Genomic DNA, 17608 nt, shown 5'->3' with positions numbered 1-17608 from the left:
ATCAGGCCGCGACCGCCTGCTTGGCCTTGGCCGCCGTCTCGGTCCGAGCAGCCGTCAGCCGCGCGGCGGCGGGCAGGGGCAGCTCGATGTCGAGGCCGAGCGTCGAGACGCCCTCGCCGCGCTCCACCTTGATCTGCACCTTGTCCGGCTCGATCGCGACGTGCTTGGCGATGACTGCGAGGATCTCCTCGCGCAGGATCACCACGAGGTCGGAGCGGCCGTGATCGGCCCTCTCGTGGGCGATGATGAGTTGGAGGCGCTCCCGCGCCACCGGCGCGGATCCGCGCCGGGAGAAGATGTTGAGGAGGCTCATGCGGCCCTCCTTGTGAAGAACTTGCCGAGGAATGACTTGCGGTCGCTGGGCACGCTCATCGGCACCGCCTCGCCCTGCAGGCGGCGCACGGCGTCCGCGTAGGCCCGGGCCGGCGCCGAGAGCGGGTTGTTCAGGGTCACCGGGCAGCCGACATTCGAGGCGCGCAGCACCTCTTCGCTCTCCGGGATGATCGCCAGCAGCGGGATCGACAGGATCTCGAGCACGTCCTCGACCTTCAGCATGTCGCCGCGGTCAGCCCGGTTGGGGTCGTAGCGGGTGAGGATGAGGTGCTTCTCGAGGGTCTCTCCCTTCTCGGCCTTGATGGTCTTGGAATCGAGCAGCCCGATGATGCGGTCGGAATCGCGCACCGAGGAGACTTCCGGGTTCGTCACCACCACGGCCATGTCGGCGTGGCGCATGGCGAGCGTGGCGCCGCGCTCGATGCCGGCGGGAGAGTCGCAGATCACCCAGTCGAACTTCTCGCGCAGTTCCTCCATCACCCGGGCCACGCCCGCGTCGGTCAGCGCATCCTTGTCCCGCGTCTGCGAGGCTGGCAGCAGCGCGAGCTTGTCGAGCCGCTTATCGCGGATCAGCGCCTGCGCCAGCTTGGCGTCGCCGTTGACCACGTTGATGAGGTCGTAGACCACGCGCCGCTCGGCCCCCATCACGAGGTCGAGGTTGCGCAGGCCGACGTCGAAATCGACGACGCAGACGCTCGACCCGCTCTGCGCGATCGCGGCGCCGAGCGCCGCCGTGGTGGTCGTCTTGCCGACCCCGCCCTTACCCGATGTGACGACGAGAACCTTGGACATTCTCGCTTCTCCTTAATCCAGACTTGCCATTTTGATTGCACCGCCATCGAGCCAGATCTGCGCGGCCTTCCCGCGCAGGCTCGGACCCATCTCCTCGGCCGTTCGGACGAAGCGATCGATCCCGAGCAATTCGGGCTCGAACTTGCGGCAGTAGATGCGGGCGCGGGGGTTGCGGGCGGCGCCGGCGATGGCCCTCCCGCGCAGCGCGCCGTAGACGTGGATGGAGCCGCCAGCCAGGATCTCGGCTCCCGAGGAGACCGAGCCCATCACGGTGACGTCGCCACTCGGATGCACGATCGATTGCCCGGAGCGGACCGCACCCTCGATGGTCAGGGAGGTCAGCGGCTCAGGTTCCGGCGGAACCTGCGGGATCTCGACGGTGGTGACGGGATGCCCGTTCAGCAGAAGCGGCGGCAGGGCCTCGCTCATGCTGGCGGGTTCGGCACCCTCGACGCCGAGGACGCGAATGCGGCGCTGGCCGAGATCGGCTAGGATTGCCGCGAGGGCGTCCTTGCCGGGCTTGAGCGCGGCAACATCGAGGATCAGGGCGCGCCCCTCGAACAGGGTCGGGGAGCGCTTCAGCGTGGCGTCGAGATCGGCCAGCCAGTCGGCCAGCGGCATCTCGGGCGTCAGCGACAGGGCCTTGAAGGCGCGGCCGCGGAGCGGGAGGGGTCGACGGGGAGGAGCTTGAATGGTCACGGCGGTGAACGATTCCTTACCGGACCATTGGCGGCCGATATGGTTACCGAACGGTTAAGAATTCCGCCCCATCGTTAAAAGCACGCCGGTTTCGCGACCGCGGCGCCCCGATGGGAAGTTGGGCGACGCCCACCCCTTGCAATCGCACGATGAGGGAAGAAACCCTGCCCAGGCTGGTCTTCCGCAGGGAGGCTGAAAAGCATCAGCCTGACGGCATCCGGCGCAATGTACATTTGAGTACATCCGGCAGGATCGGAGCGTTACCGTTCCGCTGACTGCATCAAAGCGCAATGTTTTCGACGCGGTCCCGCGCCCTATCTTGGCGGACTCACAGGATATCCCAGGATCCTGTTGGGTGTTTCCGTGTCATTCCGGGACGAAAGGGAGGCCCCGAGCGGCCGGATCGACGCCACCACCGCCTCAATCGAGAGAGGTCACCTTGATAGTGTCCTCCACGAGACGGACCTCGACGGCCTGCCCCCGCTGGCCGGGACCGAGATCGTCGGCGGTGCGATAGAGCCCGTCGATGGCGATGAGTTCCGGTTCGAACTTGCGGCAGTAGATCCGTGCCTGCGGGTTGCCGGCCGCCCCCGCGATCGCCCGCCCGCGCAGGGTCCCGTAGACATGAATGGACCCGCCGGCGATCACCTCCGAGCCGGACGCCACCGAGCCCATCACGGTGATGTCACCTTCGAGATGCAGGATCGTCTGGCCCGAGCGCACCGGGTTGTCGAGGATCAGCGAGCGCACCGGCATCGGCGCGGTCTCGACGGGAGGCGGTGCCGCTGCGCCGGGTTCCGGCTCGGCGATGTCGCCGGCCGGACGCCCCCCCGAGAGCGGCGGCGGCAGGCCCGGACCGAGAAGCGCGGGCCCGGCGCCCTCGATCCCGAGGATTGCGATGTCACGCGCCCCGAGATCCGAGACGAGCCCGACGAGGTCATCGCGCTCGAGGCTGAGGCCTGACACGTCGAGGATGACGGGCCGCCCGGAGAAGAAGGCCGGCGAGCGCCGCGCCAGCGCATCGAGATCGGCGAGCCAGTCGACGACCGGTAGCGCCGGGGCGAGCACCATCGCCATGAAGGAGCGGCCACGGAAACGGATCGGGGGGCGGGGCGCTGTTTGGGTCACGGGACTGCTTCACGTTCGAATCGGCGGGCGCGCCCGCGTGGTGTTTCAGGGGCGGAGACCCTGCGCGCAGGCCAGAAGCCTACCCCGGCTTCCGCGCGCGGGGGGCCGGCGCGATGGGACCGTCAACACGTTTCGCGGACCGGTTCAATCCGCACAGGTTTTGACAGCGATCAGTCAAACATCCTCACTCCAGAGTAATTTGGAATGATTCCGAAACATAGGCATTGCAGCATCAAGCATCCACTTGCTACTGCCCGGGGGAAGGTCCTGCATTCAGCGTTCCGGGTGGTGGAGCAGTCGAGCCTGCGGAATCCGGCCCGCGGGCATCGCGCGGCCCTTCCAGATGGTCCCGCGGCCGCCCACGCCGCGCAATCACAGGTAACATGCTGCGCATGAGCGGGAAACACGGCGAGCGAGGCATGGTCTACCGGGCCGCGGTGGCGGGCCGCGTCGTGCTGGCGATCCTCGGGGGGTACGGCGTGGCCTCCCTCTGCACGGCGCTGCTCTCGCTGACGCTGCCGCTCGTCCGCTCCGAGGCCGTGACGCTCGCGACGCTCGTGAGCTTCGCCATCATGGTGGCGGCCGTCGTCTACGTGTTCGCGGCGCGTTCCCTCGGGCGCGCCGTCGTCGGGCTCGGCAGCTTGAGCCTTCTCCTCGGGGGCGGGCTCTGGCTCGTCAACGGCTTCGCGTGAGGGTCGCGTCCCCATGAGGCAGGGATTCCGCCAATCGATGGCGTGGCTGCACACGTGGTCCGGCCTCGTGGTCGGCTGGGTGCTGTTCGCCGTCTTCGTCACCGGCACGGCAACCTATTACCGCGCCGAGATCTCGGAATGGATGCGGCCCGAATTGCAGGCGGGCGCCTCGATCGAGAGCGGCCGGGCGGCGGATCTCGCGGCCGATTACCTGAAGGCCAAGGCGCCCGACGCGCAGGGTTGGTTCATCGGCCTGCCGCAGCCCGAGAAGCCGCTGATCGAATTGCATTGGTGGAAGGATCTCGTCTCCCCGATGCAGCACGCGCTGCTCGATCCGCGGACCGGCGCACCGACGCAGGCGCGAGACACGCAGGGCGGCGATTTTCTCTACCGCTTCCATTTCGAGCTCAACATGCCGCCGCTCTGGGGCCGCTGGATCGTCGGCATCTGCGCCATGATCCTGCTGGTGGCGCTGGTCTCGGGCATCATCACCCATCGGCGCATCTTCGCCGACTTCTTCACTTTCCGGCGCCACAAGTCGGCCCAGCGCGGCTGGCTCGACGCGCACAACGTCACGGGCGTGCTGGCCCTGCCGTTCCACCTGATGATCGCCTATACGGGCATTGTCACCCTGGCGCCGATGTACGTGCCCTGGGGCATCACCGCGGCCTTCGATGGCGACGCACCCCGCTTCTTCGTCGAGGCCGGGTTATCGCCGGAGGTGCGGGCGCCTGCCGGCAAGCCGGGCGGCCTGGTCTCGCTGGCCCCCCTCGTCGCCGCGGCAGAGGCCCGGGTCTCAGAGCCCCTGGAGCACGTCGCCGTCTACAATCCGGGCGATGCCGCAGCCACGATCGTCGCCATCTTCGAGGAGCGGAAGGGATTGGCGCACCTGCATCCGCAGATCGCCTTCGACGGTGCCACCGGCGCCGAGCTCGGCGCGACCGGGGCGGTGCGCCCGGCGACCCATATCTCCACGGCCTTCGTCGGCCTGCACGAGGCCCATTTCGCGGGGCCAGCCCTGCGCGCCCTGTTCTTCCTGTGCGGCCTGATGGGAGCGGCCGCGATCGCCTCCGGCCTCGTGCTGTGGAGCGTGGCACGCCTGCCGAAGGCGGACGAGCGGCCAGGCTTCGGCTTCCGGCTCGTGCGCGCTCTCAATGTCGGCGCGGTCGCGGGCCTGCCGGTCGGGCTCGCGGCCTATTTCCTGGCCAATCGCCTCCTGCCCGTGGGCCTCGCCGGACGGGCGGACATCGAGGTGCGGATCTTCTTCGGCGCCTGGGCGATGATCGCGCTCGCCGGTCTCCTGCGGCCCCATCTCCGCGCCTGGCGCGAGAGCCTGGGGCTCGCGAGTCTCCTGTTCCTCGCGATCCCGGTGGTCAGCGCCCTCACCACGGGCGCGCACCCCTTCGATGGCGAGGCGCGCTTCCTCGGCTTCGACGCCGCCATGCTGGCGACCGGCCTGCTCCTCGCCTTCGCGGCCTACGAGGCCGGGCGCGCCCGGCCCCAGCGCCGGGCCGTGCAGGCCGATCCGGCGGCGGAGCCCGCGCGGATCCCGGCGCCGCGTCCGGCCGGCACGCCGCAGAAACGCAATGCCGCCCTGCCGCAAGCCCGCCGCAGCGCGTGAGCCTGCACCCGAGAGCTCACAGCCGTGAACCCCCGCGCATGACCCCCATCGTCCTCGCCCTCAACCTTGCCCTGAGTTTCGCCGGCCTCGCGGCGCTCGCCCTCAGCCTCGACCGGCACCACCGCGACGCGTTCCTCACCCGCGCACCGACGAACCGGGCCCGCAGCCTGCGCTGGACGGGCTGGGGCGCAATTCTCCTGTCACTCGCGGCCTCCATCGCCCTGGATGGCTGGAATTTCGGTCCGGTCCAGTGGATCGGTGCGCTGACCGGCGCGGCCCTTCTCGTCGTTGCCCTGCTCTCCTACCGTCCGGGCTGGCTGCGGCCGGCGGCGCTGGCAGCCCTGCCGCTGGCGCTCCTCGCCCTCCCCTTCGCATTGCGGGGCTGAGGCCGACCCGAACCAATCCAGAGCCTCGGCTGTGTTTCGCCGCAGACCGGCCGGATGGCGCGGCAGGATCTTCGAGGGCATAGTCCCCCGGGGGCGCCAGGAGGTTTCGGTTTGCGGCAGGCATTCGCGCTGCAGGATGCGGTCGGTCTCGTCACCGGCGCGGGCAGCGGCATCGGCGCGGCCCTGGCGCGGACGCTCGCCGCCAAGGGTACGGCGCTCGCTCTGGTCGATCGCGACGCGGAGGGGCTCGACGCCACGATCCGGGCGGTCGAGACGCTCGGCGGGACGGCGAGCGGCCACGTTCTGGACCTTGCCGATGCCGAGGCGATTCAGGCGCTTCCCGCCTGGATCGAGGCCCGGTTCGGGCGCCTCGACCTCCTCGTCAACAATGCCGGCGTGGCGCTCGGCGGGCGCTTCGAGGAAACGGATCTCGCCGATTTCGAGTGGCTGATGGACGTGAATTTCCGCGCTGTGGTGCGGATGACCCACGCCTTCCTGCCATTGCTGGTCCGCGCGCCGATGGCCCAGATCGTCAACGTGTCGAGCCTCTACGGCCTCATCGCCCCACCGGGGCAAACCGCCTACGCGGCGAGCAAATTCGCGGTTCGGGGGTTCAGCGAGGCGCTGCGGCACGAATATGCGGGCACGCCGCTCGGCGTCACCCTGGTGCATCCGGGCGGGGTCGCGACGGGGATTGCCCGCAACGCCCGGCATCCCCGCGGCCTCGATGTGGCAACCGTCGAGAAGGCCCGGGTCGCCTTCGAGCGTTTCCTGCGCCTCAGCCCCGACGCCGCTGCCGCCGAGATCGCGCGGGCGATCGAGCGGCGCGCGCCCCGGGTCATCATCGGGCGGGATGCGAAGCAGGTCGCCTTCCTGCAGCGGCTGATGCCGGTCGGATATTGGGCACCGATTGCGCGGCTCACGGGACAGATGCGGTCGAGCGCGCGATGACGAGCCTGCGTGCCTACGCGTATGCCTGGCTGGTGAAACGCAACGTCCGCGCCCGCCTCGGCCCGATGCTCGACATCGCGCAGGTCCGGAAGACCCTGGAGGCACCCGCCTTTCCGGATCCCGGCGGCGTCACCTATGCGCCCGGCTCCGTCGGCGGCATCGCCGGCGAATGGGTTTATCGCGATGCGGCCGCCGGGAAGCCGCGCCTCCTCTACCTGCATGGGGGCGGCTTCATCGCCTGCTCGGCGCGCACGCACCGCCCCGTGACCGGATACCTCGCGCAGAGGGGTTTCGCGGTCTTCGCGCCGAACTATCGCCTCGCGCCCGAGCACCCCTTCCCGGCAGCGATCGAGGATGCGGTGGCGGTCTGGCGCGCCTTCGCGGCGGAGGGTCCGGCCGTGCTCGCGGGCGACTCGGCCGGCGGCAATCTCGCCCTCGCGCTGCTGCTCAGCGCGCGCGATGCCGGCCTCACCCTGCCGCGGGCCGCCGCCCTGTTCTCACCGGCCACGGATTTCCTCGGCGCGGGCGTCTCGCACACGGCCAATGCCGCGCGCGACGCGATGTTCGCCCCAGAAGGGCTCGCCCGCCTCCTGCCCGTCTATCTCGCGGGCGCCGACCCCGCCCAACCTCTCGCCTCGCCGCTCTACGCGGATCTCACGGGCCTGCCGCCGCTCCTGCTCCATGTCGGCGAGCGGGAATTGCTGCGCGACGACTCGACCCGCCTCGCCGAGCAGGCGCGGGAGGCGGGCGTGGCGGTGGACCTCACGGTGTTTCCGGTGGTGCCGCACGTTTGGCAATTCGCCCACGGCTTCCTGCCGGAGGCGCGCCGCTCCCTCGATCGCGCCGTCGCCTTCCTGACGGCGCAGGGGGCCGAGGCGGCGGGACAGTTCCGGACGAGGGCCGGTTCATGAGCGATTCCAACGCCCCGCTTCCTGGAGGCACGCTCGCCGTCCTCATCATCGGCTCCGGCTTCTCGGGCCTCGCCATGGGGATCCGCTGCCGGCAGACCGGGATCGGCCCCTTCGCCATCGTCGAGAAGAGCGACGGAATCGGCGGCACCTGGCACGAGAACACGTATCCGGGGGCGGCCTGCGACATCCCCTCCCACCTGTACTCCCTGTCCTACGTGCCCAAGCACGATTGGTCGCGTCTCTACCCGCAGCAGCCCGAGATCGCCGCCTACCTGCGCGAGACCGCGCGCGCCCAGGGCCTCCTGCCTCACCTCCACCTGCACACGCGGGTCATCGGGGCCAGCTGGGACGAGGCCGAGGCCGTGTGGCGCGTCGAGACGAACCGGGGCCCGCTTCGGGCGCGGGCGATCGTCTCGGGCATGGGCGGCCTGCACCACCCGGCCCTGCCGAACATCCCCGGCCGCGAGAGCTTCGCCGGAACCGCCTTCCATTCCGCCAGCTGGGATCATGCCTGCGACCTCCGGGGCAAGCGCGTCGGGGTGATCGGCACGGGCGCGAGCGCGATTCAATTCGTCCCGCAGATCGCGCCCGAGGCCGCCCACCTCACCCTGTTTCAGCGCACACCCGCCTGGATCATGCCCAAGCACGACCGCCCCATCACCGAGCGGGCGAAACGGGCCTATCGCCGCCTGCCCCTCGTCCGGCGACTGTTTCGCGCGCAGCTGTTCTGGATCCACGAGGTTCGGGCCTTTATGGGCTTCACCAAGGTGTCCAAGCTGACGGGCCAGGCCGAGGGTCTCGCCCGTCGCCACCTCGCCAAGGCGGTGCCCGACAAGGCGCTGCGGGCCAAGCTCACCCCACGCTACCGGCTCGGCTGCAAGCGGGTCCTGATCTCGGACGATTTCTACCCGACGATGATGCGCCCGAACGTGAGCCTCGAGACGGGAGGCATCGCCCGCATCACCCCCTCCGGCGTCATCCTGGAGGATGGCAGCGCCCACGCCCTCGATGCCATCATCTACGCCACCGGCTTCGACCTGACCGGGGGCTTCCAGAAGCTCGACCTCGTCGGGCGCGGCGGCCTGACCTTGCCGCAGGCCTGGCGCGACGGCATGGGCGCCTTCCAGGGCATCACGGTCGCGGGCTTCCCGAACCTGTTCCTGCTGATGGGGCCGAATACCGGGCTCGGCCACAACTCCATGATCCTGATGATCGAGGCTCAGGTGGAGCATGCCCTCTCCTGCCTCAAGGCGATGCGGGACAAGGGTGTGCGGGTCTTCGACGTGAAGCCGGAGGCCCAGGCCCGCTTCCTCGCCGACGTGCAGGCGCGGATGGCCGACAGCATCTGGCAGACCGGCGGCTGCACGAGCTGGTACCAGGACCACAAGGGCCGCAACACCGCCCTCTGGCCCGGCTCCGTCCTGGCCTATCGCCGCGGCGCGCGGCGGGCGCGTGTCTCGGATTACCGGGTCTCCTGACCCGGCGGAGCGGGCCGCACGGAAGCGGGCCGCGTCCGGCCGGCGACGGAACAGGGTTCGCCGCCCGCCCGTTATCCTGGCAAAGCTGCGCCATTCGCGCAGCCTGTCCAGCGCGAGGATGACCCCATGAGCCTGATCGGACGCATCGTCACCAAGATCCTCGGCAACGAGGACCGCCCCACCAGCCGCGACGACCGCAACGCGGATTCCAGCAATCTCGTCGGCCGGATCGTCACCAAGATCCTGCGCCGATAAATCCAGCCGAGGGCGTCCGGCAGCGCGGCGCGCGACCGGGCGCCTCAGGCCGCGCGGCGCTTCGCCTTGCGCTCCCGGCCCTGCCCCGGCGCGCTCTTGCCGGCTCGCGCCCGGTCGAGCACGAAGCGGGCATAATCATCCATGTCGCCGGAGAACGGCTTCACGGTGTTGTCGGCCGCCAGCCACAGGCGGTCGGCCACGAGCTCCATCAGCGAGCGGTCGTGGGTGATCAGGATGACGGCGCCCGCGTAGTCGTTGAGCGCGTCGAGGAGCGCCCGGCGGCTGTCGATGTCGAGGTGGTTCGTCGGCTCGTCGAGGATGAGCAGGTGCGGCGCCTGCAGGGCCACGAGGTTGAGGAGGAGGCGGGCCCGCTCGCCACCCGACAGGTTGTCGACAGCGGTCTCCTGCTTCGCGAAGGGCAGGCCGAAGCTCGCGAGTCGCGCGCGCCTGGCGGATTCGCTGTCGTCGGGCCGCTCGCGCCGGATGATGGCCAGCGGCGTGTCGGTCGGGTCGAGGGCCTCGATCTGGTGCTGGTGGAACCAGCCGACCTGCACGCGGCTCTCCCGCGCCATCCGCCCGGCACGCACCGCGAGGGCGCCGGCCGCCATCTTGGCGAAGGTCGACTTGCCCGCCCCGTTGACGCCGAGGAGCCCGATGCGGTCGTCGATGTCGAGGGTGAGATTGAGGTCGCGCAACACGGCCGGATCGTCGCCGTAGCCGACCTCCACGTCGGTGAGGTGCATGAGCGGCGGGGCGAGCGGCCGCTTCGGCGAGGGCAGGTGGAACTGTGCCACGTGTTCCTCGATCGTGGTGGCGATCGGCTCGAGCTTGGCGAGGCGCTTCATGCGCGACTGCGCCTGCGCGGCCTTCGAGGCCTTGGCCTTGAAGCGGTCGATGAAGCTCTGGAGATGCGCCCGCTCGGCATCCTGCTTCAGCTTGGCCGAGGTTTGGAGCCGCGCCTTCTCGGCCCGGCGCTTCTCGAAATCATCGTAGCCGCCCGTGTAGAGTTCGAGCTTCTCGCCTGAGACGTGCAGGATCGCGTCGACCGAGTTGTTCAGCAATTCCCGGTCGTGGCTGATGATGAGCGCCGAATGTGGGTAGCGCTTCAGGCGCGCCTCGAGCCACAGCGCCCCTTCGAGATCCAGGTAGTTCGTGGGCTCGTCGAGGAGGAGCATGTCGGGTTCGGCGAAGAGCGCGGCGGCAAGCGCCACGCGCATGCGCCAGCCTCCGGAGAATTCCGCCATCGGCCGGGCAAGGTCGGCCACCGAGAAGCCGAGGCCGGCCAGGATCTCGCCGGCGCGGGCCGGAGCCCGGTCAGCATCGATCTCGATCAGGCGCGCGTAGATCTCGCCCATGCGCTCGGGCGCGGCGGTCTCGAGTTCCCGGTTCAGGGCCTCGCGCTCGAGGTCGGCCGCCAGGATCGTGTCGATGAGACTGACCGAAGTCGCCGGGTGCTCCTGATCGACGGAGCCCACCTTGGCCGCCTTCGGCAGGTAAACGAGACCGGAATCCGGCTGGAACGCGCCGAGGATGATCTTGAAGAGGGTGGATTTGCCGACGCCGTTGCGGCCGACGAGCCCGACCTTCGATCCCGGCGGAACCGCCACGCTGGCCTTCGTGAAGAAGCGCCGCCCCCAGGCATTGAAGGTGAGATCTTCGATCTGGAGCATGCAGGGGACCGGCTGAAGCGAGAGGCCGCACCCTTGCGGATCACGGACGGAGCCGAGATCTACCGCAGCGCAGCAATCAACGCGAGGTTTCGCGCCGCATCTCTGGCCCGCATCCCCTGAATGCGGGCCGGCCTCCGCTCCTTACTGGGTCGCGGCCGTGACGGTCTTCAGGAGCGGCGCGGCCGGCACCGTATGCTCCCAGAAAGCCCCCGAGCGCGCCTTGTCGTAACCCGCCTGGTAGAGCTGGCGCATGTAGCCGGTGTCGAAGCCGCGTGCCGTCGTGGTGGTCGGCCCGCGCTCGTCAATATAGGTCAGGTTGAAGCCGACGCCGTTGGCGCGGGTGAAGGCGTAGGTGGTGGCGAGCGCCGCTCGGCTGCGGGCGCGGCTGCCGGTGGTGAAGGATCGCTCGACGATCGAGAGCGTGTTGTTCTTGGTGACGTCGAATTCCGGCTCAAGCCGCCCGTTGATCACGACGTAGATGCTCGCCTTGCCGTTGGTGCGCAGGCGCCCATCCCGCAGCAGGAAGGATTGGGGGAGCGTGAAGACCGGCGTCACCACCGATCCGTCGACATGCAATTCCTGGAAAGCACTGTTGCCGGCCTGCACGCCGATGAGCTGCGGCGGGAACACGGCCGGGATGCTGGCCGAGGCCGTGAGCACGTCGCGGAACAGATCGACCGCGTTCGGCGCTCCGCTCGCCGCGATCGCGCCCATGTTCCAGATCACGGCGCGCTGCGAGTCGAGATTCGTCGTCACGACGAGCAGGCGCCGGCCCTTGGCGTGTTCCGCCGCGACAGCGGCGAGCAGGTCCGCCGTGACGTAGCGGCCGATCAGGTCGCGCAGGCGGCCATCCCCGAAGAGCCCGGAGCCGAACAGCACGTTCGTCAGGCTCGGCGACTGCACCAGCGTCTCGGCGACGCCGCTCGTGTAGAACTCCGTCAGATAGGAATCGTAGGCCGAGCCGAGGAATGCGAAGGGGGCGATCAGCGCACCCGTGCTCACCCCCGAGACGAGGGAGAATTCCGGCCGGGCGCCGGATGCCGTCCAGCCGTTGAGGATGCCGGCCCCGTAGGCGCCGTCGCCGCCGCCGCCGGACAAGGCGAGATACGTGAAGGCCTGGCGCTTCGCCTCGGGGCGCGCCGTCATCTCGGTGAAGGTTTCCGCAGAGGCATCCGCGTAGGCGCGCGCCCCCGGAATGCCCGGAACACTCGCGAAGGAGGCCTGCTCGGCGGTGTACGAAATGCGCGGAACGGAGGAGCAGGCCGCCAAGTGACCCGCCAGCCCGAGCGCGAGCACGGCGCGCAACCATCCAAACCGACGTGGCATCACAATGTCCCAACGCTCTGCCTTCGACCCCTCAACCGAACGAGCTTGGCCATACTAGCGTTCCGGTCCAAGCTGAGCAATTGACGCGATGTGATCGGACTGATGCAGTGGCGCCACAGGATGCGGCCTCTGCGGCCGCTCGTGGACCGGCCACGGCCATTGCCGGTGGAAATACCGGCCCCGACGGCCAAGTCCGATTGTCGACTCTTGCATCGTCCACGAGGCCTCTTGTAGGTTCGTCCCGTCGCCGCGGGGGTCACCCGCGACGGCCATCACCAGTGGCGCACACCAACGGATTTCGCACCGGCAGACTCTGCACCGACGCGTTTCGCGCGCGGCCTGCGGTGTGCCTCGCGCGCCCGTATCCACGCCATGCCTGCCGGGGGGCAGAAGCGGTGACCGCATGCGTTCGGAGGGGGCGATGATGGAAGTGAGCCTGAGCTGGACGGACGAGCGCGTCGATCTCCTGCGCCGCCTGTGGGAAGACGGACAGAGCGCCAGCAAGATCGCTGCGCAGCTCGGCGGCGTCACGCGCAACGCCGTCATCGGCAAGGTCCACCGGCTGGGTCTCGCCGGCCGGGTCAAGCCCGTGGCCGGCACGCCCGCAACCACCCGCAAGCGATCGATGCGCGAGTCCGAGCCCGAGGCCGCGTCGGTCACCGAGATCGCCGCCGAGGCGCCCGAGCCGATCGCGATCACGTCGCATCGCCCGGCGCCGGATTTCCCGCCCGTACCGCCGGCCGCCATCGTCGACGCGGTTCCGCTCGCGGTCTCGCAGCGCGTCACGATCATGGATCTGCGCGAATCGATGTGCCGCTGGCCGATGGGCGATCCGACCACGCCGGAATTCCGCTTCTGCGGCGGCCGCTCCATCACGGGACTTCCCTACTGCACGCATCACGCGCAGATCGCCTACCAGCCGGCGGCCGAGCGCAAGCGCGACCGCCGCGTGGCGGGCTTGCGCTGATCGGCTGACCCGGGAGGGCGCTGCGCCGGGAAGAGCGCGGCAGGGTCTCGCGCCGGAAGGCGAAAGGGGCGATCCGCGTCCCGCCCGGGCACCGCCGAGATTGCCCCGGCCCAGGATGCCTCAGGCGGCGGTCGCGAACATCTCGTCGAACGAATAGCCGGAACCGCGCACGGTGCGGATCGGGTCCGATTGGCGCGGCCGGTTGATGGCTTTTCGCAGGCGCCCGACATGCACGTCCACGGTGCGCTCGTCGATATAGACGTCGTGGCCCCAGACCCCGTCGAGCAATTGCTCGCGCGAGAAGACCCGGCCGGGGCTCTGCATCAGGAACTCGAGGAGCTTGAATTCTGTCGGGCCGAGATGGATCTCGCGGCCCGAGCGGCGAATGCGATGGCTGACCCGGTCGAGCTCGATGTCGCCGGCGACCAACAGGTTCGCCACATGGGCGGGCTTGGCGCGGCGCAGGAGCGCGCGGATCCGGGCGAGCAGTTCCGGCACGGAGAACGGCTTGACGATGTAATCGTCTGCTCCCGTGCCGAGGCCGCGGATGCGGTCGCCCTCCTCGCCTCGGGCGGTCAGCATGATGATCGGCAGGCGCTCCGTCTCGCGGCGCGCCCGGATGCGACGGCACAGCTCGATCCCGGAGAGGCCCGGCAGCATCCAGTCGAGCAGGATCAGGTCGGGAAGTTGCTCCTGCAGGCGGAGGTCGGCCTCGTCGCCGCGCGCGGCCGAGTCGACGACGTAGCCTTCGGCTTCGAGGTTGTAGCGGAGGAGGAGGGTCAAAGCCTCCTCGTCCTCGACGATCAGGATTCGAGTGCTCATGCTCACGTGCTTATCCGCCGTGACGGTCTCAGGCGGAAATCTGGGGGCTGATCGTGGCGTAGTTCGAGGCGTCGTTCTTCGGCCGCTCGGTCGTCAGCGTCTCGCCGGTGACGAGGTAATGGATCGTCTCGGCGATGTTGGTGGTGTGGTCGCCGATGCGCTCCACGTTCTTGGCGCAGAACAGGAGGTGCGTGCAGAACGAGATGTTGCGCGGATCCTCCATCATGTAGGTCAGGAGCTCGCGGAACAGCGAGTTGTAGAGCGCATCGATCGCGCCGTCGCGCTCCCAGACGTCGTGGGCGGCCTTGGTGTCCCGGGAGCCATAGGCGTCGAGCACATCCTTGAGCTGCTCCTGCACGAGGTCGCTCATGTGCTGGACGCCGAGCACGATCTTCTGCGGCTGGGCCTGATCGCTGATCGCCACGACGCGCTTGGCGATGTTCTTGGCGAGATCGCCGATGCGCTCGAGATCGCCCGAGACGCGGATCGCCGAGATCGTCTCGCGCAGGTCGATGGCGAGCGGCTGGCGGCGCGCGATCAGCAGCACCGATCGCTCCTCGATCTCGCGCTGGAGCACGTCGAGGCGCTTGTCGGCGACGATGACGTTCTGCGCCAGCACCGTGTCGCGGCGCACGAGCGCGTCGGTCGCCTCGGTCATCATCTTCTCGGCCACGCCCCCCATTTCGGAGATCGAGCGGCGCAGATCCTCAAGATCGTTGTCGTAGGATTTGACGATGTGATCGGACATGATCGCTGGTCCTCGATCGGCCCGCGGGGCGGGATCGTGGTGAGGGAGTGAGGCTGGCGGCTCAGCCGAAGCGGCCGGTGATGTAATCCTGCGTCTGCCGCTTCTTGGGGTTCATGAAGATGCGGTTCGTCGGGCCGAACTCGACGAGCTCGCCGAGATACATGAACGCGGTGAACTGCGAGATGCGGGCCGCCTGCTGCATGTTGTGGGTCACGATCGCGATCGTGAACTCGTTGCGCAATTGCTCGATCAGCTCCTCGATGCGTCCGGTCGAGATCGGGTCCAACGCCGAGGTCGGCTCGTCGAACAGGATCACCTCCGGGCGCTGCGCCACGGTGCGGGCGATGCAGAGCCGCTGCTGCTGGCCGCCCGAGAGCCCCATGCCGGATTGCTTGAGCTTGTCCTTGACCTCGTCCCAGAGAGCGGCCTTGCGCAGGGATTCCTCGACGCGGACGTCGAGTTCCGCCTTCGGCAGCTTCTCGTAGAGACGAAGACCGAAGGCGACGTTGTCGTAGATCGACATCGGAAACGGCGTCGGCTTCTGGAACACCATGCCGACGCGGGCGCGCAGCTCGTTGAGATCGACCTTCGGGTCGAGCACGTTGCGTCCATCGAGCAGGATCTCGCCCTCGGCGCGCTGCTCCGGATAGAGGCTGTAGATGCGGTTGAAGGTGCGCAGCAGCGTCGACTTCCCGCAGCCCGAGGGCCCGATGAGCGCCGTGACCTGACGGTCGCGGAAATCGAGATTGATGCCCTTCAGGCCGTGGAAGCTGCCGTAGTAGAAATCGAGATTCTTCACGGCGATCCGCACGGGTGCGGTCTCGTTGGCCTGGCTGCGCCCGGAGGGGGCGGCGCTGATCGCGGGAGCGGCGTTCATCGGTGATGTCCTTCGGCAGGCATTCGAAGCAGATGGGCGCGCACGACGCGCGGAAGGCAGCGGGTCAGCGCGCGCGCTGCGGCTTGATCACGAACCGCGCGACGATCGAGAGGGCCAGGATCGTCATGGTGATGACGAGCGCGCCGGCCCAGGCGAGGCCTTGCCAGTTCGGGTAGGGCGAGAGGGCGAACTGGTAGATCATCACCGGGAGGTTCGCGACGCCGCCCATCAGGTTGGCGTTGAACCAGGAATTGTTGTTGAGCGCCGTGAACAGCAGCGGCGCGGTCTCGCCGGCGATGCGGGCGAGCGCCAGGATGATGCCGGTCACGATGCCGGCGGACGCCGCGCGCCAGGTCACGCTCATGATCACCCGCGACGGCGGCGCGCCGAGGGCGGCTCCGGCCTCGCGGAGCGAGCCCGGCACGAGGCGCAGCATGTCCTCGGTGGTGCGCACGATGACGGGCGTCGCGATGATGGCGAGCGCCACGCCGCCGGCCCAGCCCGAATAGGTCCCCATCGGCCGCACCATCAGGGTGTAGACGAACAGGCCGATCAGGATGGAAGGCGCCGAGAGCAGGATGTCGTTGAGGAAGCGGATCAGGTCGGCAAGCTTCGAGTTGCGGCCGTACTCGGCGAGATAGGTCCCGGCCATCACGCCGATCGGGGTCGCCACGCCGATCCCGATCAGGGTGAGAACGATGCTCCCCAGAATCGCGTTCGCGATGCCGCCACCCTCGGAGCCCGGTCCTGGCGTCGGCTGGGTGAAGAGCGTCGGCGAGAGCCCCTTCACGCCCTCGACGATGAGCATGAGCAGGATCGAGCCGAGCACCGCGGCCCCGACGAGGGTCGCCACGAGGCAGGACAGGCGCAGCACCCGGTCGGCCACCCGCCGCCCGGGGCGGACCCGGACCGTGAGCGAGGTGGCCGCCTGGGCGTCGGCGAGCGGGTTTCTGGCATCCATCGGAAGATCCTCAGGCGACCTTGACGCGGCGCACGAGCAGGCGGGCGATGATGAGGACGATGAAGGTGATGACGAACAGGATGCAGCCGAGCGCCATCAGGGCGTTGAGCTGCATGCCGTCGGCCTCGTTGAACTCGTTGGCAATGCGCGAGGCGATGGTGGAGCCCGGATCGAAGATCGAGGCCGAGAGCCGGTTGGCGTTTCCGATCACGAAGGTGACCGCCATGGTTTCGCCGAGCGCCCGGCCGAGGCCGAGCATCACGGCGCCGATGATCGAGACGGCGGCCTGGGGCACGAGGACGTGGCGCACGACCTCCCAGGTGGTGCAGCCGATGCCGTAGGCGCTCTCGCGCAGCATGGTCGGGATCTGGTCGAGCATGTCCCGGGTGATCGAGGCCACGAAGGGCACGATCATGATGGCCAGGATGATGCCGGCCGTCAGGATGCCGACGCCGGAAGGAACGCGTGCGTAGAGCAGGGTCCCGACGACGGGCAGCCCCTCGACGAGGTTCGAGGTCGGCACCTGCACGAAGCGCGCGAAGAGCGGCGCGAAGATGAACAGGCCCCACATGCCGTAGATGATGCTCGGCACCGAGGCGAGAAGCTCGATGGTCATGCTCACGGGCCTGCGCGCCCAGCCGGGGCAGAGCTGCGTCAGGTAGACCGCGATCCCGAGCGAGAGCGGCACGCCGATCAGGAGGGCGATCACCGCGGACGCGAGGGTGCCGATGATGGCCACCAACGCCCCATATTGCTCGGTGCCGATATTCCAGGCGCTGGACGTGACGAAGCCGAAGCCGAACTCCCGGAAAGCGGGCCAGCCCCCATAGGCGATCGAGGCCAGGATGCCCCCGAGCATCAGGAGGACGAGGAGCGCCGCGCCGTAGGCACTCGCCCGGAACAGGCCGTCGAAACCCTTGCCGGGGGCCTTGCGGACCACCGACCTCGCGCGCGCGAGTGCAATCTGTTCAGTCAAGGCGGTCATCCGCGT

The 17608-nt window shown here is 69.1% G+C and carries 19 protein-coding genes; 8 read left to right on the top strand and 11 right to left on the bottom strand.

The features are described from left to right. Nucleotide 1 precedes the first annotated feature (1 nt). The 4 genes from minE to minC (F6X53_RS23805) all read right to left on the bottom strand — a co-directional run bounded on the left by minE (nt 2) and on the right by minC (F6X53_RS23805) (nt 2952). Nucleotides 2-313: a cell division topological specificity factor MinE gene (gene minE / locus F6X53_RS23820; protein WP_151002965.1), complete on the bottom strand. Its 312-nt coding sequence runs from the start codon at nt 311-313 to the stop codon at nt 2-4. Next, nucleotides 310-1125: a septum site-determining protein MinD gene (gene minD / locus F6X53_RS23815; RefSeq protein WP_151002963.1), complete on the bottom strand. Its 816-nt coding sequence runs from the start codon at nt 1123-1125 to the stop codon at nt 310-312. Before minD ends, minE begins: the two co-directional genes overlap by 4 nt. 12 nt (nt 1126-1137) lie before the next feature. Then, on the bottom strand, nt 1138-1746 hold the full coding sequence (gene minC, locus F6X53_RS23810) for a septum site-determining protein MinC (RefSeq protein WP_373875997.1): 609 nt from the start codon (nt 1744-1746) through the stop codon (nt 1138-1140). A 498-nt stretch (nt 1747-2244) separates the two neighbouring features. Beyond that, entirely contained in the window at nt 2245-2952 is a 708-nt protein-coding gene (minC, locus tag F6X53_RS23805; RefSeq protein WP_151002958.1) for a septum site-determining protein MinC, read from the bottom strand. A gap of 392 nt (nt 2953-3344) precedes the next feature. Between minC (F6X53_RS23805) and F6X53_RS23800 the strand changes: the two genes are divergently transcribed. From F6X53_RS23800 to F6X53_RS23770, 7 genes are all read left to right on the top strand, one after another. Beyond that, a complete protein-coding gene (locus tag F6X53_RS23800) occupies nt 3345-3644 on the top strand; it encodes an iron transporter (RefSeq protein WP_191970962.1) in 300 nt (99 codons plus the stop codon). A gap of 13 nt (nt 3645-3657) precedes the next feature. Continuing rightward, complete coding sequence (locus tag F6X53_RS23795) at nt 3658-5265, top strand: PepSY-associated TM helix domain-containing protein (RefSeq protein ID WP_151002954.1); 1608 nt, start codon at nt 3658-3660, stop codon at nt 5263-5265. Nucleotides 5266-5303: 38 nt separating this feature from the next. Then, complete coding sequence (locus F6X53_RS23790) at nt 5304-5651, top strand: DUF3325 domain-containing protein (protein WP_151002953.1); 348 nt, start codon at nt 5304-5306, stop codon at nt 5649-5651. Between the two features lie 111 nt (nt 5652-5762). After that, nucleotides 5763-6602, top strand: coding sequence for an SDR family NAD(P)-dependent oxidoreductase (locus tag F6X53_RS23785; protein ID WP_238298527.1), 840 nt, complete (start codon nt 5763-5765; stop codon nt 6600-6602). Further along, entirely contained in the window at nt 6599-7513 is a 915-nt protein-coding gene (locus F6X53_RS23780) for an alpha/beta hydrolase (protein ID WP_151002949.1), read from the top strand. Before F6X53_RS23785 ends, F6X53_RS23780 begins: the two co-directional genes overlap by 4 nt. Further along, nucleotides 7510-8991, top strand: a complete 1482-nt coding sequence (locus tag F6X53_RS23775; protein ID WP_151002947.1) for a flavin-containing monooxygenase — start codon at nt 7510-7512, stop codon at nt 8989-8991. Before F6X53_RS23780 ends, F6X53_RS23775 begins: the two co-directional genes overlap by 4 nt. A gap of 126 nt (nt 8992-9117) precedes the next feature. Next, nucleotides 9118-9246, top strand: a complete 129-nt coding sequence (locus F6X53_RS23770; protein WP_151002945.1) for a TFIIS helical bundle-like domain containing protein — start codon at nt 9118-9120, stop codon at nt 9244-9246. Between the two features lie 44 nt (nt 9247-9290). On the opposite strand, the gene F6X53_RS23765 is transcribed toward F6X53_RS23770, so the two are convergent. Next, the gene (locus tag F6X53_RS23765) at nt 9291-10916 is read right to left on the bottom strand and encodes an ABC-F family ATP-binding cassette domain-containing protein (RefSeq protein ID WP_151002943.1); all 1626 of its coding nucleotides are present in this window, start codon (nt 10914-10916) and stop codon (nt 9291-9293) included. A 141-nt stretch (nt 10917-11057) separates the two neighbouring features. Further along, the gene (locus F6X53_RS23760; RefSeq protein ID WP_151002941.1) at nt 11058-12242 is read right to left on the bottom strand and encodes a patatin-like phospholipase family protein; all 1185 of its coding nucleotides are present in this window, start codon (nt 12240-12242) and stop codon (nt 11058-11060) included. A 421-nt stretch (nt 12243-12663) separates the two neighbouring features. Between F6X53_RS23760 and F6X53_RS23755 the strand changes: the two genes are divergently transcribed. Further along, nucleotides 12664-13209: a GcrA family cell cycle regulator gene (locus tag F6X53_RS23755; protein ID WP_373876006.1), complete on the top strand. Its 546-nt coding sequence runs from the start codon at nt 12664-12666 to the stop codon at nt 13207-13209. 120 nt (nt 13210-13329) lie between these two features. Here the strand turns inward: F6X53_RS23755 and phoB are convergent, their stop codons facing one another. From phoB to pstC, 5 genes are all read right to left on the bottom strand, one after another. Continuing rightward, nucleotides 13330-14031: a phosphate regulon transcriptional regulator PhoB gene (phoB, locus tag F6X53_RS23750; RefSeq protein ID WP_151002939.1), complete on the bottom strand. Its 702-nt coding sequence runs from the start codon at nt 14029-14031 to the stop codon at nt 13330-13332. Between the two features lie 28 nt (nt 14032-14059). Beyond that, nucleotides 14060-14779 carry a phosphate signaling complex protein PhoU gene (phoU, locus tag F6X53_RS23745; protein WP_151002937.1) on the bottom strand — a complete coding sequence of 240 codons (720 nt, stop codon included), beginning with the start codon at nt 14777-14779 and terminating at the stop codon, nt 14060-14062. Nucleotides 14780-14840: 61 nt separating this feature from the next. Then, nucleotides 14841-15656, bottom strand: coding sequence for a phosphate ABC transporter ATP-binding protein PstB (pstB, locus tag F6X53_RS23740; RefSeq protein ID WP_151002935.1), 816 nt, complete (start codon nt 15654-15656; stop codon nt 14841-14843). A gap of 64 nt (nt 15657-15720) precedes the next feature. Further along, entirely contained in the window at nt 15721-16617 is an 897-nt protein-coding gene (gene pstA / locus F6X53_RS23735) for a phosphate ABC transporter permease PstA (RefSeq protein ID WP_151002933.1), read from the bottom strand. Between the two features lie 10 nt (nt 16618-16627). Further along, entirely contained in the window at nt 16628-17602 is a 975-nt protein-coding gene (gene pstC / locus F6X53_RS23730) for a phosphate ABC transporter permease subunit PstC (protein ID WP_151002931.1), read from the bottom strand. Between the last annotated feature and the right edge of the window lie 6 nt (nt 17603-17608).

It is taken from the genome of Methylobacterium soli (genome assembly GCF_008806385.1).
Classification (GTDB): Bacteria; Pseudomonadota; Alphaproteobacteria; order Rhizobiales; family Beijerinckiaceae; genus Methylobacterium; species Methylobacterium soli.
The sequence above is the reverse complement of the archived record's forward strand: the minus strand, read 5'-3'. Positions and strand labels throughout refer to the sequence as shown.

What these genes read in the sequence shown, in the direction of transcription:
- minE (WP_151002965.1), bottom strand. Translation starts at nt 313, where the DNA reads ATGAGCCTCCTCAACATCTTCTCCCGGCGCGGATCCGCGCCGGTGGCG.
- minD (WP_151002963.1), bottom strand. Translation starts at nt 1,125, where the DNA reads ATGTCCAAGGTTCTCGTCGTCACATCGGGTAAGGGCGGGGTCGGCAAG.
- minC (WP_373875997.1), bottom strand. Translation starts at nt 1,746, where the DNA reads ATGCCGCTGGCCGACTGGCTGGCCGATCTCGACGCCACGCTGAAGCGC.
- F6X53_RS23800 (WP_191970962.1), top strand. Translation starts at nt 3,345, where the DNA reads ATGAGCGGGAAACACGGCGAGCGAGGCATGGTCTACCGGGCCGCGGTG.
- F6X53_RS23795 (WP_151002954.1), top strand. Translation starts at nt 3,658, where the DNA reads ATGAGGCAGGGATTCCGCCAATCGATGGCGTGGCTGCACACGTGGTCC.
- F6X53_RS23790 (WP_151002953.1), top strand. Translation starts at nt 5,304, where the DNA reads ATGACCCCCATCGTCCTCGCCCTCAACCTTGCCCTGAGTTTCGCCGGC.
- F6X53_RS23780 (WP_151002949.1), top strand. Translation starts at nt 6,599, where the DNA reads ATGACGAGCCTGCGTGCCTACGCGTATGCCTGGCTGGTGAAACGCAAC.
- F6X53_RS23775 (WP_151002947.1), top strand. Translation starts at nt 7,510, where the DNA reads ATGAGCGATTCCAACGCCCCGCTTCCTGGAGGCACGCTCGCCGTCCTC.
- F6X53_RS23770 (WP_151002945.1), top strand. Translation starts at nt 9,118, where the DNA reads ATGAGCCTGATCGGACGCATCGTCACCAAGATCCTCGGCAACGAGGAC.
- F6X53_RS23765 (WP_151002943.1), bottom strand. Translation starts at nt 10,916, where the DNA reads ATGCTCCAGATCGAAGATCTCACCTTCAATGCCTGGGGGCGGCGCTTC.
- F6X53_RS23760 (WP_151002941.1), bottom strand. Translation starts at nt 12,242, where the DNA reads ATGCCACGTCGGTTTGGATGGTTGCGCGCCGTGCTCGCGCTCGGGCTG.
- F6X53_RS23755 (WP_373876006.1), top strand. Translation starts at nt 12,664, where the DNA reads ATGATGGAAGTGAGCCTGAGCTGGACGGACGAGCGCGTCGATCTCCTG.
- phoB (WP_151002939.1), bottom strand. Translation starts at nt 14,031, where the DNA reads ATGAGCACTCGAATCCTGATCGTCGAGGACGAGGAGGCTTTGACCCTC.
- phoU (WP_151002937.1), bottom strand. Translation starts at nt 14,779, where the DNA reads ATGTCCGATCACATCGTCAAATCCTACGACAACGATCTTGAGGATCTG.
- pstB (WP_151002935.1), bottom strand. Translation starts at nt 15,656, where the DNA reads ATGAACGCCGCTCCCGCGATCAGCGCCGCCCCCTCCGGGCGCAGCCAG.
- pstA (WP_151002933.1), bottom strand. Translation starts at nt 16,617, where the DNA reads ATGGATGCCAGAAACCCGCTCGCCGACGCCCAGGCGGCCACCTCGCTC.
- pstC (WP_151002931.1), bottom strand. Translation starts at nt 17,602, where the DNA reads ATGACCGCCTTGACTGAACAGATTGCACTCGCGCGCGCGAGGTCGGTG.